This window comes from Bacillus sp. HNG, from assembly GCF_003400205.1.
GTDB lineage: Bacteria > Bacillota > Bacilli > Bacillales > Bacillaceae_L > Ferdinandcohnia.
Genome location: NZ_QUQV01000005.1, coordinates 146,583 through 161,487 on the forward strand (window position 1 = coordinate 146,583; position 14,905 = coordinate 161,487).

Here is a 14,905-nt window from a genome sequence, read left to right on the forward strand (position 1 = left end):
ATGTAAAAACCCATGGAATTTTAATTCCATGGGGCACTATGCATTAGTTTTCTACAATTAATCCATTTAGATGTTCAAAAAAACTTGGGTATGATACAGAGATGGATTCTGAATCAGATAGAGACACTTCATCATTTGCAATACATGCAGCAATAGCAAGCATCATTCCAATTCTGTGATCACCATGACTGTGTACCTCGCCACCAGTCAATTGTTTTTTATCACCATAAATAATCATTCCATCGTCAGTTGGTTCAATCACCGCACCTAGTTTAGAAAGCTCTCCGACAACCGTATCAATACGATTTGTTTCTTTCACTTTTAATTCCGCTGCATCTTTGATAACTGTTTTTCCTTGCGCTTGGCTAGCTAATAGAGCGATAACTGGAATTTCGTCAATCAAACGAGGAATAATGTCTCCACCGATTTCAATCCCTGTTAACTCGGAAGTCTGAATGGTTAAGTCAGCAATAGGTTCATTATTCTTGATTCTCTCGTTACCAATCTCAAGACGAGCTCCCATTTTAACTAAAACATCAATAATTCCTGTTCGCGTTGGATTCATTCCTACATTTTTTAACGTAATTCGACTGTTTGGTACAATTGCTCCTGCAACTAGGAAAAAAGCGGCAGAGGAAATATCTCCAGGTACTTCAATATTTGTCCCTGTTAGCTTTTGACCACCTTTTAATTTTACAGTAAGGCCATCTTCTTCAACCTCACATCCGAAAGCACGTAGCATGCGTTCAGTATGGTCTCTCGATTTATGAGGCTCCGTTACGGATGTTGTCCCTACAGCGTTCAAACCTGCTAATAGAATTGAGGATTTTACTTGTGCACTTGCTACAGGAGAAGTATAGTCTATCCCCTCTATGGAACCACCACGAATCGCTAACGGGGTAAAATTGCCGTCTTCTCTACCGTCTATTTTAGCCCCCATTTGACGGAGTGGCTCAGTCACACGTTTCATTGGTCTTTTGGCAATCGACTCATCACCGATCATGCAGGTATGAATCGGCACACCGGAAAGAAGACCAACCATTAATCTAGTCGTCGTTCCTGAGTTACCAGTATCCAGAACCTCAACTGGCTCACGTAGCCCATCGAAGCCTGCTCCTTCTATCTCAACATGATTATGATCCAGTGTAATCTTAACACCTAACTTTTCAAAGCAGCTAATCGTACTTAGACAGTCATCCCCTAGTAAAAAGTTATCCACAACCGTTCTACCTTGTGCAATGGCTCCAAGCATAATTGAACGATGGGAAATTGACTTATCACCGGGAATACCAATTGAACCATTTAAACCAGTAATATTTGTACGTAGTTTTAGTAAATCCAAAATACCACCCCTAGAAAACATTTTCCATTAACCATTATATGTATCATAACTAGTCTTGCTTTCAATACATATTTTAGCCTTCTGACGATCCTCATCACTTTGGAAGCTAATTCTTAGCACTCCATAGATTTCCTCTCTCGTCTCAATAATTCTAATATTTGTAATGCTTATCCTTTCCTGCGCAAGAAGTCCCGTAATCTCAGAAACGATACCTGGATAGTCCGGAATATCAACATATAAATCATAAAAGGAAGGGATTGCACCTTTTGTACGTGTAGGAAGTCCATCACGAAAATTTTTGGCATCCATAAAATAATCATAAATATAATCAGCTTTACCATTTGCCACGAAATTTCGGATTTTCTCCATCTCATCAATCCATTTATCAAAAAGGTCTAGCAATACATTGCGATTTTGAATTAATATATCACGCCACATTGATGGATTGCTAGATGCAATTCTAGTAATATCTCGAAAACCTCCCGCTGCTAATGGACGAACAAGATCATTTACCTTATCATATTTTTGCGCTTGATGGACAAGACTTGCTGCTACAATATGTGGAAAGTGACTAATAACCCCAGCAACACGATCATGCTCTTCTGGTGTCATAATGACAAAATTAGCTTTTGTTCCGTTTAATAAAACTTTTAACTGTTCCACAGCAAATTTACTTGATGGTTTCTCATTATGAGGGGTAAAAATATAAAAAGCATTTTCAAATAAATGCTCTTTTGCAGCAACAACCCCGCTTTTATGGGAGCCTGCCATCGGATGGCCACCAACAAAGGTGACACCAAGATTTTCAAAAGTGGAATCTGCAATTTGAACAATTTGTTGTTTTGTACTTCCCACATCTGTCACAATGACATCTTTTTTTAGTGGAAATGAGCTCAGTTCATGAATCATATCTACTGTTTGCTTTACGGGAACTGCTATAAAAATAAAATCACATATATGTAGTACATCCTCTAACTTCAGAACCACTGCATCAATCACTTTTAACGTTTTTGCTAGCAACGGTATTTCGGTATTAGTGTCAAAACCGTATATTGTAGTGTTAGGGTGTTCCTTTTTTATCGCAAGTGCAATTGAACCCCCAATTAATCCAAGTCCAATGACTAAAACATTTTTATTCATCTTGTCGTCACCACCGTATAAGAAACACATAATGGGGGTTATGCTCAACCCCCATAGTCTTAGTTCTTTTGATTTTTAAGCATTTCTGTAAGTATTGCAATGAGTTCACTATTTTGTTCCTCTGTGCCAACTGTTATTCGAACGCTTGTTGGAAAGCCTAATGCATTTCCTGAACGAACAATAAAGCCTCGTTCCAATAAATAGTGAAATACATCATCTCCTGGTTGTTCAAAATTAATCAAAATGAAATTTCCGAACGATGGATAATAAGTTAAATTATTTTCCTCACAGAATGTATAGAACTGTTGCAGACCTTTTTTATTTTTTTCAACATAGGCTGTAATGAAATCTTGATCATCTAATGCAGCTGCAGCTGCTAATTGACCAACACGATTGGAATTGAAAGGCTGACGTACAGGTTCAATTTTGTTAATAAAATCACGATTTCCGATTGCATAACCAACACGCAGTCCACCAAGTCCATATGCCTTCGAAAACGTTCTTAAAATAAGAAGATTTGGATAGTCATTCAACAAGGAAACTGTATCCGGATAATCCTGCTCATTTACTGCAAACTCATAATAAGCTTCATCCATAATTACGAGAACATGACTTGGAACTTGTTTTAAAAAGGCATGCAATTTTTCTGAGTTAACATATACTCCTGTAGGGTTATTTGGTGAACACACCCACACAATTTCCGTATTTTCATCGATTTCCGCGAGCATTCCATCAAGATCGTGATGGCCATCAATTAGCTCAACCTCACGAACCTCTGCTCCTTCTATAATTGCATTATGCTTATACTGAGAAAATGATGGATGCGCCATTACAGTATTTTTCCCAGGTGCAAGTAATGCTGCTGTGATAATATGAATGACATCGTCTGATCCATTACCAAAGAGAAGCTGTGTGCCTTCAACATCTAAATGTTTTGCAAGCTTTTCTCTTAACTCTGTAGCATAGCCATCCGGGTAAATTGCGAATGAATCTAAACTATTTTTTACTGCCTCTTTTGCTTTGTCTGAGCATCCATATGGATTTTCATTTGAAGCTAGTTTCACAATCTTTTCTAAACCATATTCCCGCTTCACTTCCTCAATCGGTTTACCTGGTTGATATGGTTTTAAATCCAATAATTGTTCTTTAATATTCATTTCAAGCTACACCTCTTATCTTAATCAAATGCGCCTTGGCGTATTTGGGCCCGATTTTTAGGCCCACACGATGTGGGTCATGAAGACGTTGCCACAGGATGTGGCGTCTTTAGTCTTCGATCTTACTGCTCGAAAAATTTCCTTTAAAAAATCGTGGCAACCGCCGGAGGCTTCAACTTTTTTCAGAGAAGTTAGGACTTCTGCTGAAAAAAGTTAATAGGTTGCAAAACATCTCTAATAAAATTCTTGAAATGGTATAAGGCGGTAGCTCTTGTTTCCTCATTGACTAATTCAGGTAGATGCTCCTCAATTTTTTGGATAAGGGCACTTCCCATAATTACTCCATCGCAATGGTCCTTAAGTGCTTCTACTTGGGAAGAACTCGAGATACCAAACCCAACTGCCACTGGTATATCGCTATATCGTTTAACCTCTTGTAAAAATGAGTATACCTCATTGTTCAAGGAATTTCGAACACCTGTAACCCCTAAAGAAGATACACAGTATAGGAAACCTTGTGCATGTGAGGCGATTTTTTCAATCCGACTGGAAGAAGTTGGGGCCACTAGAGAAATAAACTTCAATCCCTCGTCTTCACACCTACTTCTGAGGTCTTCACTTTCTTCAAAAGGAAGGTCTGGCACTAGCAATCCGTCTATACCATTTTGTCGCGCTAAAGCGAAAAAGCTTTCTTCTCCTAATTGTAGCACAGGATTGTAATAGGTAAAGATAATTACAGGAATTTTTAATCCTTTTTTTCTCATTTCCGAAACAAGATTCATCGAATTTTCCAATGTAACTCCATTTTTCAAAGCACGAGCAGAGGCTCTTTGAATGACAGGTCCATCTGCTAATGGATCTGAATATGGAATTCCTAGTTCAAGGATGGAAGCACCTGCCTCTTGTAAGGTAAGTGCAATTTCAATCGTCACATCTGGATGTGGATCACCTGCAACGATAAATGGAATAAATAATTTTTCAGCCTTGGGCAATCGGTTCGTAAAGGTTGTGTTCATTTGTTGCTCCTCCTTCTTCTAGGTATGCCATAAGGGAATGGACATCTTTGTCACCACGACCTGACAAACAAATGAGAATGGATTCTTCTGGTGACATTTCTTTCGCCATTTGAATAGCTTTTGCAATTGCGTGAGCAGATTCAATTGCCGGAATAATCCCTTCAACACGAGTTAACATTTGTAAGGCATCGAGTGCTTCCTTATCTGTTACACTTTCATATTGAACTCGTCCACTACTGGCAAGATAGGCATGTTCAGGTCCTACTCCCGGATAATCGAGTCCAGCAGAGATCGAATATGGTTCGGTAATTTGACCATGCTCATCTTGAAGTAGATATGTTAGTGAGCCGTGAATAATACCTTTTGTACCTTTTGTAATAGTCGCTGCATGTAAGGAGGTATCGACACCTTTACCAGCAGCCTCAGCACCTACTAAGCGTACATCATCTCCTAAAAACGGGTAGAACATTCCCATTGCATTACTGCCACCACCAACGCACGCAACTACTGCAGTTGGCAACTTGTTTTCATGTTTTAGGAATTGTTCTCGCGCTTCATCACCAATGATTCGTTGGAAATCACGGACCATTTTTGGATATGGATGTGGACCAACTACCGATCCAATCATATAATAATGATCCTCACAATGCTGGACCCAATATCGAATGGCCTCATTTGTTGCATCCTTCAATGTTTGGTTACCACTAGTAGCAGGTATCACTTCAGCACCTAAAAGTCTCATTCGGAATACATTAAGCTTTTGTCTTTCAATGTCCTCCACACCCATGAAGACCTTACATTCTAACCCAAACTTTGCAGCAACTGTCGCAGCAGCTACACCGTGCTGACCAGCTCCCGTCTCAGCAATAATCTTTTTCTTTCCCATTCTTTTGGCAAGGAGAGCTTGACCAATGGCATTGTTAATTTTGTGCGCTCCGGTATGATTTAAGTCCTCACGCTTTAGATAGATCTTAGCTCCCCCTAATTCTTTTGTTAAATTGTCAGCAAATGTAAGTGCTGTTGGACGTCCTGAGTATTCTTTTAAAATACGAATATATTCATTATGAAATTCTTTATCCTTATAGGCTTCTTCTAATGCCTTTTCTATTTCTTCCAATGGCATCATCAATGTTTCAGGTACAAATTTACCCCCAAAATCACCGTATCTTCCATTTTTATTAGGTACTTTCAACACATGTATCCACCCATTTCTCTATTGTTTGTATAATCGTGTCATCTTTTTTACCATCACATTCAATTCCACTGGAGATATCAAATCCATCAATCTCATAGCTAAGAAGTTCTTCAATATTAGTAGAATCAATTCCACCCGCTATGAGACAAGGAACTCCCTGTTCTCTCGCTTCCTGTTGATAGACCGGGATGGACTTCCAATCAAACGAAACCCCTGATCCACCCCACATATTTGCAACCTTTGTATCAACAACATATCCATCAGCAACACCGGCAAACTCCTTCATCCTCTGAATACCTAGCTCATCATGATGAATGACCTTCCATACGTGTAAACCCGTTTTGTTTTTAACTTGTTTAACAAAATCAACTGACTCCGTTCCATGGCATTGAATAACGGATAATGAGACTTTTGCCAATACATCTATGATTTCTTTTAGTTCTGCATTGACAAAGACCCCTACCGTTTTTTTATCCCGTAAATCCACTTTGCCCAACCATGCACTGACATCCGCAGGCTTTACTTTGCGTTTACTGTTCGCAAAAATAAATCCGATGTAATGAGCATTACTTTTCGCAACGACCTGTACATCTTCAAACGATTTATTCCCGCAATATTTAATGAGAGGTTGTTGCATCGGGAACCTCACCAAACATTTGTTTAATCCCGATTCCAGGAGATGATGCTCTCATAAATGCTTCTCCAATTAAAGCAGCTTTTGCTCCATATCGAATAACGTCTTTAATATCCTGTGGAGTATAAATTCCACTTTCACTAACGATTAGACTGTCTGAAGGAGCATCCTTCACGATTTCTTCTGTATGGGTAATCGAAGTTTCAAATACTTTTAAATTTCGATTATTAATGCCAAGAATTTTCGGGGTAAAAATGCTGCAAACCTGCTCCATCGTTTCTCGTGAATGGACTTCAACTAAACACTCTAAGCCCCTTTCATAGGCTTCACAATAATATTCATGTAATTGACTAGGAGCAAGTGCTTCTCCAATCAACAAAATAACATCTGCCCCTATTTTTTCACTTTGTTTGATTTGCTTTGCATCAACAATAAAGTCTTTACGTAACACGGGGATGTTTACTTTTTTCTTAATGTCCATTAAATAATTAATCGAACCTTGAAAAAATCGCTCATCGGTTAACACAGAAATCGCATCCGCTCTAGCTTCCTCGTATTCAGTAGCGATTGCGACAGGATGAAAATCTTCCCGTATGATTCCCTTTGAAGGTGATGCCTTTTTCACCTCAGCAATAATCCCTAGTGAACGATTTGGGTTAGAAAGTGCGGAGTATAATGACTTTCTATCAACCTTGCAATCTATTTCAGGGTAGTTGATGTTTTCCACTTCAACTTTCTTTTGTTCTAGTATTTTATTTAGCATAGTACTCCACCTCTCGACTTCTTAGTTGTTCAAATTGATTTCTCGCAATTCCAGTTACAATGGCTTCTCTTGCTAACTCTACACCTTCACGAATACTGTTTACTCTACCTGAAACATAAATCGCTGCTCCCGCATTTAATAAAACAATATTCGTTGCGCTTTGATTAGCCTTACTATATAAGACATCCCGTAATAGGTTTGCACTTTCAACAACAGAAGAAACTTGAATATCTTTCATGTTTCCACGTGGAAGGTCAACATCTTCAGGGGACAGGACAAATCTTGTAATCTCTCCATCTTTTAATTCCACAATGTCTGTTTCAGTTGTAATGCTGCATTCATCTAGCCCATCACGACCTGAGACGAATAAAACATGCTCAGAACCGAGCTTTCCAAGGGCATTTGCCATTTTTTCAGCATAATCTGTTGAATAAACACCCAGTACCTGTTTTTTACATCTAGCCGGGTTAGCCATCGGTCCTAAAAGATTAAAAATGGTACGAAATCCGATTTCCTGCCTCGGAGTAACCGCATGCTTCATTGCAGCATGGTAAATAGGAGCAAACAAGAAGCTCATATTTCGACTGCTTAATGCCTCTTTTGCTTCTTCCCCAGTTGATTGTATTTCAACACCTAAATACTCTAAAACATCGGCACTACCACTTTTAGATGAGACTGCTCGATTTCCATGCTTCGCAACCTTTATTCCCAAGGAAGATACAACAATTGCTGATGCTGTTGAAATATTAAAGGTAGAAGCACCGTCCCCGCCTGTTCCACATGTATCAATCACTTGATCACTTTCATAGTCAAGCTGCATCATATGCTCTCTCATTGCTCTAGCAAAGCCTGTAATTTCATCAACTGTTTCACCACGGAAACGGAGAATCGAAAGCAAGCTCGCAATTTGACTAGCTGTTGCTTTTCCGGACATGATTACATCCATCACTTGATAGCTTTCCTCTTCCGTTAAAACCTCTCCGTTGATGCATTTATTTAAAAGTTGTTTAAACATGAATATCCTCCTTCTCAAAAGCCTCTTGAGCTAGTTGTATTGTTTGAATCAATGCACTTGCTTTATTAACCGTTTCCATCCATTCATGTTCAGGCACCGAATCTGCGACGATTCCCGCTCCTGCCTGGACAAAAGCTACACCATCTTTAATAATCGCTGTTCGAATCGTAATACACGAATCAATATTTCCATCAAATCCAATATAAGCAATGGCACCGGCGTACAAGTTTCGTGCGGTTGGTTCAAGCTCTGAAAGAATTTGCATTGCTCTAATTTTGGGTGCTCCAGATACTGTTCCTGCTGGAAAGGCAGCAAGTAATGCATCCAGTGGATCGATTTTCTCATCTAACTCACCTGTTACCTTTGAGATAATGTGCATTACATGTGAGAATCGACCAACCTCCATAAGTACAGGTGTTTTAACTGAACCAAATGTAGATACCCTGCCGATATCATTTCTTGCTAAATCAACTAGCATATAATGCTCTGCCTTTTCTTTTTCATCCTGAAGCAATTCTGTTGCAAGTGCTTCATCCTCTTCCTTCGTCTTCCCTCTCCGTCTAGTCCCTGCAATCGGGTGAATTTCAAGATGTTTATTATGAATTTTAATTAAGCGTTCAGGAGAGCTCCCGACAATCTCAATGTCATTGATTTTGATATAAAATAAATAAGGTGATGGATTTACCATCCGTAAGACACGATAGAGCTGGAATCCACTTACTGAAACCGGAATCTCAAAACGCTGGGATAAAACTGCCTGAAAAATATCTCCAGCGCTGATATAGTCTTTTATTTTATTAACCGCATCTAGAAAATCCTGTTTTTCAAAATTCGTTTTTATATCTGTCACATTCGGTATTTCATGTAGTTTTGGGAGCAGTAACATTTCGCTTTGCTCTTTGTTTTGAATTATTCGCGATAAATACATATTGATTTTTGAATTGGCATGTTCAAAAACGGCTTTTTGAATCCGTTTATCTTCGCCTCCATTTAGTCGTATAAAATGAACGACAATCAATTCACGCGAATGATGATCTAACGCCAAAATCGTTTCACAAAAGAAAAATTGGTAGCGCTCCATATTTAAATCATTGTTTGGGTGTTCTTCAACCTTTTCAAAGGTTGAGATTGCATCATAGCCAATATAACCAACTGCCCCTCCATAAAAGGGAATTTCGATGTCAAGTGGTTTTAAGACGAGATAATCCTTGATCCAGTTAAAAGCTTCCTTCATTGTTTGTTTTTTTACCAAACTCTGTTGATTTTCGTTTTTCACATAATAATGACCGTTCTTTTCATTCATGAACAGAAATGGTTTTAAGCCGATAAATGAATATCGCGACCAATCAGATTCATGGTCCTTACTTTCAAGAAGAAAGGATGCTTCGTTTTTTAAGTTTTGAAAAATTTGAATGGGTGTCAACGTATCAACTAAGAAACGTTTGACAATTGGAATCGTCCGATATTGCTTAGCATCGGACTCAAACGAGGAAAAATTATACGTATTCAATAGGCTCACTCCTCCATGTAATATGGAGAATGAGGTTTAGGAGGTATATAAAAATTGGAATCGCTTTTTATAAAAGGCTGTTTTCGCAAATTTTGTTGTCCTTTATGTCGTTGATTTCCGCTTCAGGCGGACCCTTTCCGCTCCAATCAACTAGGTCTGCGTTTTTTTCTAAAAGCAACAATCTTTAAAAAAGAGCCTTATAAAAAACGATAAAAATAAACAACCCAAAGACACGTACGTATCTCTGGGTAGAAGTAAACATTATAAACTCTGCTAACCTCGGCTAAACTCTCTCATTCTCATCTACCCTAAACTCAACTCTAAATTCTTAACTGAAAACTCACTAAACTCTAACTAAATCAAATGCGCCTTGGCGTATTTGCGCCCAGATTTTTTCAAGCTTGCTTGAAAAATTACCTTTGAAAATCTGTGGCATCTGCCGGAGGCTTAACTTTATTCAGATTAATATTAACCTTAAAAACCTTTAATACTAATAGTTTTTTTGTCCCCACAATTCAAAGTAATTAAATTCTGAATAAAGTAAAATGTTTTAATTATCTTATCGTATGCATTGCCTATTTGTCAATGCATTGTTTTTAATTATTTTCTTTGACTGTTGTAAGATCTGGTCGAAGCACTACTGCTCCACCTTGGTAAATATGTTGGATCTCTTCTTGTTTTGCGGTTGTATTCACTGTCATCATGACACGAATGCACATTGGCAGTGACCCTGGAACTGGGATCTCTCTCATACTCATAACCGGAACAAATGACCAACCATCAATTTGTCTTGCAGCGGCTGCAGGAAAAGCCGCATCAATATCATCTGTTACTGAAAATACTATTTGGGCAACATCTTCTGCATCAATCTTGTTTTCAGAAATCATGTCACGTAAAAGTTTTTCAGTTGCATCTAAAATTTCTTGTTTATTATTATTTTCAATTGTTGTAGCACCACGTATTCCCCTTATCAACTCTGCCCCTCCTTTTGCGTCTGGCTACCTACTTAATGAAACTCCTTCAAGAATTGAAGTAGTTGTTCATCACCAATATCCTCAATGACAGTTTCGCCAATATTTTTTAACAAAACCATCTTCACTTTTCCAGAGGTAGCTTTTTTATCATGTTTCATACGCTCAAGTAGTTTTACTCGGTCTAGCCCTTCAGGAATGGCTGTAGGGAATTCAAACAAACGAAACCATTCCCTAATCTTTTCAGACGATAGATTGGTATGAAAGAGTTTTTCGCTCACCTTTAATGCAAAAATCATCCCAATTGCAACTCCGTCTCCATGGGTAATCTTACCATAGCCTGACTCTGCTTCAATTGCATGCCCTAGCGTGTGACCAAAGTTCAAAATGGCACGGAGACCTTTTTCTTGCTCATCCTCGGAAACAACTTTAGCTTTTACAGCTACACCCTTTAATACAGCATATTGGAGCTTTTCACCTTTTAGGTCATCAAGAGATTGTATTTCCTCCGTAAGCCACCGATAAAATTCCCGGTCCCAAATGAGTCCATGTTTAATAACCTCTGCAAAGCCTGAGCGAAGCTCTACCTCAGGTAATGTCTTCATTAAATCAATATCATATAGAACCGCATTCGGTTGATGAAATGCGCCTATCATGTTCTTTCCTAGTTCATGATTAATCGCAACCTTACCTCCGACCGCACTATCATGGGCAAGTAATGTTGTTGGAATTTGGATAAATGGAATGCCGCGCATAAAAGTTGCTGCAACGAAGCCAGCTAAGTCTCCAACCACACCTCCACCTAATGCAAGGATCACAGAAGAACGATCCAGTCCTTTTTCAAGTGCATAGGTCTGGCATTGATAATATACTTCGAAAGATTTTGCATTCTCCCCAGCAGGAATTACAAATGATAAAGCCTCGTCGTATTGTTGCTTAAGGATGTCGAGCACTTTATCCAAATAAAGTTCCGCAACAGACTCATCACTTATAACAAGTATCTTCGAAACCTGTTTACATGTATCCTGTATCAACTGGGGAAGTTGATCTATTATTTCAGTCCCAATGTACATCGGATACTTTTTCGATTTTGTAGCAATGGTCAATTTGTCCATTAAAATTCCCTCGAATACTCACGCATCTTCGTTACATTTACTTGAATTAAATCGATTCTATCTTGTCCAAATTGTTCAACAATTGCATTTGCAACTTCCCAAGCTACGACTGCTTCAGCAACGACGGAAGCTGCAGGAACTGCACAGCTATCGGATCTTTCAATACTTGCTTCAAAAACTTCCTTTGTCTCAATATCAACACTTTTTAGTGGCTTATATAAAGTTGGAATTGGCTTCATGACACCTCTTACAACGATTGGCATACCGTTTGTCATACCACCTTCGAAGCCACCTAAATTATTTGTTCTTCTCTTATAACCATTCTCTTTATCCCAAATAATTTCATCATGTACTTGACTTCCAGGGATTCTTGCTGCATCAAAACCAATACCAAATTCAACGCCTTTAAAGGCATTAATACTTACCATTGCAGCTGCAATCTTAGAATCAAGTTTTCTATCATAATGAACATAGCTTCCCACACCTGCAGGTACACCTTCAACAATGACTTCTACAATTCCACCAATCGAGTCACCATTTTTCTTTGCTTCATCAATCGCGTTCATCATTTGTACGCCTGCTTCTTCATCAAGACATCTTACTGGTGATTCTTCTGATTTTGTTTTTAATTCTTCAATGCTCGCATACGTTGTGTTCTTAGCTCGTACACCGCCAATTTCAAGTACATGTCCAGCTACTTTGATTCCTAAAGTAGCTAAGAATTTTTTAGCTACTGCTCCAGCAGCAACACGAACTGTTGTTTCACGTGCAGAGGATCTTTCTAGAACATTTCGCATATCACGATGACCATATTTCAAGGCTCCATTGAGATCGGCATGCCCTGGACGTGGACGTGTAATTTTACGTTTGATCTCTTCTGATTCCTCATCGGTTATTGGTTCAATGCCCATAATTTTTGTCCAGTGCTTCCAGTCATTGTTCTCAACGACTAACGCAATAGGTGAACCTAATGTTTTACCGTGTCTTACCCCACTAACAATTTGTGCTTGGTCTTTTTCAATTTGCATTCTTCTACCTCGACCATGCCCTTTTTGGCGTCTAGCAAGTTCATTATTAATATCCTCAGTAGTTAGTTCAAGACCTGCAGGTACACCTTCAATGATTGTTGTAAGCTGCGGCCCATGTGATTCTCCAGCTGTTAAATATCTCATTTATGTTACCCCCTTGTATGTTAAAATAAAAATGAATTTTACTTTCGTAATTTAAAGCGATTATGTATCAATATATCATAATCTTTGTATAACAGGATAGATTTTTTCAAAAATTTCTATGATTAAGTATCTACAAATATAAAGGAATCGAATTTACCAAATGGCAAATTCGATTCCTTTATATTAACAAACAATATTAGATTTGTCATTTTTCTGACGTTTTAATTTTTTCGTTATGTTTTCCAAACTTTGATGTTTTTGACACAAATCATTTCCGCTGCAGGCGGACGCTTTCCGCGGGCGTGGCTTGAGCCTTCTCAGGCCTACACGATGTAGGTCACGAAGCCGTTGCCACAGGACGTGGCGCTTTTAGGCTTCGCTCTTCTGGTCGCTCCTGTGGGGTCTCAAGTCTCACGCTTTTCCCGCTGGAGTCGCCACCTTCCGCTTCAATCAATAGTATTGTTTTATCCAATAATAACAATCTTTTAGAAAAGAGCCTTTCGATAAAAAAACGTATCTTCTGTTTCTAACTCATACGAGGCTGGATTGAAAATCTGTTCGGTGCTTCCAACAAATAAAATGCCATCCCTTTTAAGAGCAGCACTAAATTTATTATACAGCATATCTTTAGCCTCTTCGGTAAAATAAATTAATACATTTCTACACACGATTAAGTCGAAATTCGTTTCAAAGGAATCAGATAAAAGATTATGTTTTTTAAAATTTACTGCCTTTTTTAAGTCCGAATGGACGTTATAAAAAGTACCATCTTGAGTGAAATAGCGTCTCTTCATGTCAGGAGGAACCTCTTGAAGCGAGCGTTCTGGATATACTCCCATCCTTGCTCTTGCAAGAATATTTTCGTCTATATCCGTAGCTAAAATAGATATTTGATGTAAAGGTAAAAATTTTGAAAGAATCATTGCAAGAGTATAAGGCTCTTCACCAGCTGAACAGGCTGCACTCCACACTTTAAGCTTCCGATTCTGTTGAAGTAGTTTTGGAAGAATCTTTGTTTCTAATACTTCCCACCGTTTCGCATTCCGATAAAACTCTGATACATTAATCGTCATTCGATCTAAAAACTCGTGTAACAACTCTTGGTCTTTATCAATTCCTCTAAAGTATTCCTGAAAGCTTGAAAAACCTCGTTTTTCATACAACGAAGTCAGTCTTCTAACCATTTGAGCTTCTTTATATAAAAGTAAATCAATACCTGTTTTTCTTTTTACCTGCTCGGCAAATAACATATAATTCTTGTCCATAGTTTCTCCTCAAAAAAATCATCATAGGGGTGAAAGTTTCTTTAGAAAAACCAGCTCCGAATAGAGCTGGTTTGGTTAGATTAATAAATCCATTTATTGATTAGCTTATCGTATGCTACTAATTCTTCCTCTTTGAAGAATAATGAAATTTCACGCTCGGCACTTGCTGTTGAATCAGAACCATGAATAACGTTCTTTCCAACTGTTAATCCAAAATCACCACGGATTGTTCCTGGAGCTGCATCCTTAGGATTTGTAGCACCCATCATATGACGAGCAGTTGCAATTACATTTTCACCTTGCCAAACCATTGCAAAAACTGGTCCAGATGTGATGAATTCTACTAGTTCTCCAAAGAACGGTCGCTCTTTGTGCTCAGCGTAATGTTCGCTAGCAAGCTCTTCTGAAACCGCCATCAATTTAGCTCCCACTAATTGAAAGCCCTTTCTTTCAAAACGTGATACAATTTCACCAATTAATTGACGCTGTACGCCATCCGGCTTAACCATTAAAAATGTTTTTTCCATAAGATCTCCACCCCACCACAATTATGTATAATAGTCTTTTTTTAGCGACCAATCAAAATAGTAACACTATTTTGATTGGTTAT

Annotated in this window: 14 protein-coding genes; all 14 read right to left on the reverse strand. The window is 38.4% G+C overall.

The genetic code is table 11. The features are described from left to right. Positions 1-43 precede the first annotated feature (43 nt). The 14 genes from aroA to ndk all read right to left on the reverse strand — a co-directional run bounded on the left by aroA (position 44) and on the right by ndk (position 14,822). Positions 44-1,342, reverse strand: coding sequence for a 3-phosphoshikimate 1-carboxyvinyltransferase (gene aroA / locus DZB84_RS11265; protein ID WP_223254426.1), 1,299 nt, complete (start codon positions 1,340-1,342; stop codon positions 44-46). Positions 1,343-1,369: 27 nt separating this feature from the next. Further along, positions 1,370-2,482: a prephenate dehydrogenase gene (locus tag DZB84_RS11270; RefSeq protein WP_116352360.1), complete on the reverse strand. Its 1,113-nt coding sequence runs from the start codon at positions 2,480-2,482 to the stop codon at positions 1,370-1,372. A gap of 59 nt (positions 2,483-2,541) precedes the next feature. After that, positions 2,542-3,639 (reverse strand): histidinol-phosphate transaminase, encoded by a 1,098-nt coding sequence (gene hisC / locus DZB84_RS11275; protein WP_116352361.1) that lies wholly within the window; start codon positions 3,637-3,639, stop codon positions 2,542-2,544. Between the two features lie 191 nt (positions 3,640-3,830). Continuing rightward, positions 3,831-4,655, reverse strand: a complete 825-nt coding sequence (trpA, locus tag DZB84_RS11280; protein ID WP_116352362.1) for a tryptophan synthase subunit alpha — start codon at positions 4,653-4,655, stop codon at positions 3,831-3,833. Next, positions 4,618-5,850 carry a tryptophan synthase subunit beta gene (gene trpB / locus DZB84_RS11285; RefSeq protein WP_116352363.1) on the reverse strand — a complete coding sequence of 411 codons (1,233 nt, stop codon included), beginning with the start codon at positions 5,848-5,850 and terminating at the stop codon, positions 4,618-4,620. Before trpB ends, trpA begins: the two co-directional genes overlap by 38 nt. Next, positions 5,834-6,487, reverse strand: coding sequence for a phosphoribosylanthranilate isomerase (locus DZB84_RS11290; protein ID WP_116352364.1), 654 nt, complete (start codon positions 6,485-6,487; stop codon positions 5,834-5,836). The genes trpB and DZB84_RS11290 overlap by 17 nt, the downstream gene beginning before the upstream one ends. Continuing rightward, positions 6,468-7,247 carry an indole-3-glycerol phosphate synthase TrpC gene (trpC, locus tag DZB84_RS11295; protein WP_116352365.1) on the reverse strand — a complete coding sequence of 260 codons (780 nt, stop codon included), beginning with the start codon at positions 7,245-7,247 and terminating at the stop codon, positions 6,468-6,470. The genes DZB84_RS11290 and trpC overlap by 20 nt, the downstream gene beginning before the upstream one ends. Further along, on the reverse strand, positions 7,237-8,262 hold the full coding sequence (gene trpD / locus DZB84_RS11300) for an anthranilate phosphoribosyltransferase (protein WP_116352366.1): 1,026 nt from the start codon (positions 8,260-8,262) through the stop codon (positions 7,237-7,239). The genes trpC and trpD overlap by 11 nt, the downstream gene beginning before the upstream one ends. Next, complete coding sequence (trpE, locus tag DZB84_RS11305) at positions 8,255-9,772, reverse strand: anthranilate synthase component I (RefSeq protein ID WP_116352367.1); 1,518 nt, start codon at positions 9,770-9,772, stop codon at positions 8,255-8,257. Before trpE ends, trpD begins: the two co-directional genes overlap by 8 nt. 596 nt (positions 9,773-10,368) lie before the next feature. Continuing rightward, positions 10,369-10,746, reverse strand: a complete 378-nt coding sequence (gene aroH, locus DZB84_RS11310; protein ID WP_116352368.1) for a chorismate mutase — start codon at positions 10,744-10,746, stop codon at positions 10,369-10,371. Positions 10,747-10,778: 32 nt separating this feature from the next. Then, positions 10,779-11,858 (reverse strand): 3-dehydroquinate synthase, encoded by a 1,080-nt coding sequence (gene aroB / locus DZB84_RS11315; protein WP_116352369.1) that lies wholly within the window; start codon positions 11,856-11,858, stop codon positions 10,779-10,781. After that, a complete protein-coding gene (aroC, locus tag DZB84_RS11320) occupies positions 11,858-13,030 on the reverse strand; it encodes a chorismate synthase (protein ID WP_116352370.1) in 1,173 nt (390 codons plus the stop codon). Before aroC ends, aroB begins: the two co-directional genes overlap by 1 nt. Before the next feature lie 485 nt (positions 13,031-13,515). Then, entirely contained in the window at positions 13,516-14,295 is a 780-nt protein-coding gene (locus DZB84_RS11325; RefSeq protein WP_116352371.1) for a CheR family methyltransferase, read from the reverse strand. Between the two features lie 80 nt (positions 14,296-14,375). Beyond that, positions 14,376-14,822 (reverse strand): nucleoside-diphosphate kinase, encoded by a 447-nt coding sequence (gene ndk, locus DZB84_RS11330; RefSeq protein ID WP_116352372.1) that lies wholly within the window; start codon positions 14,820-14,822, stop codon positions 14,376-14,378. Between the last annotated feature and the right edge of the window lie 83 nt (positions 14,823-14,905).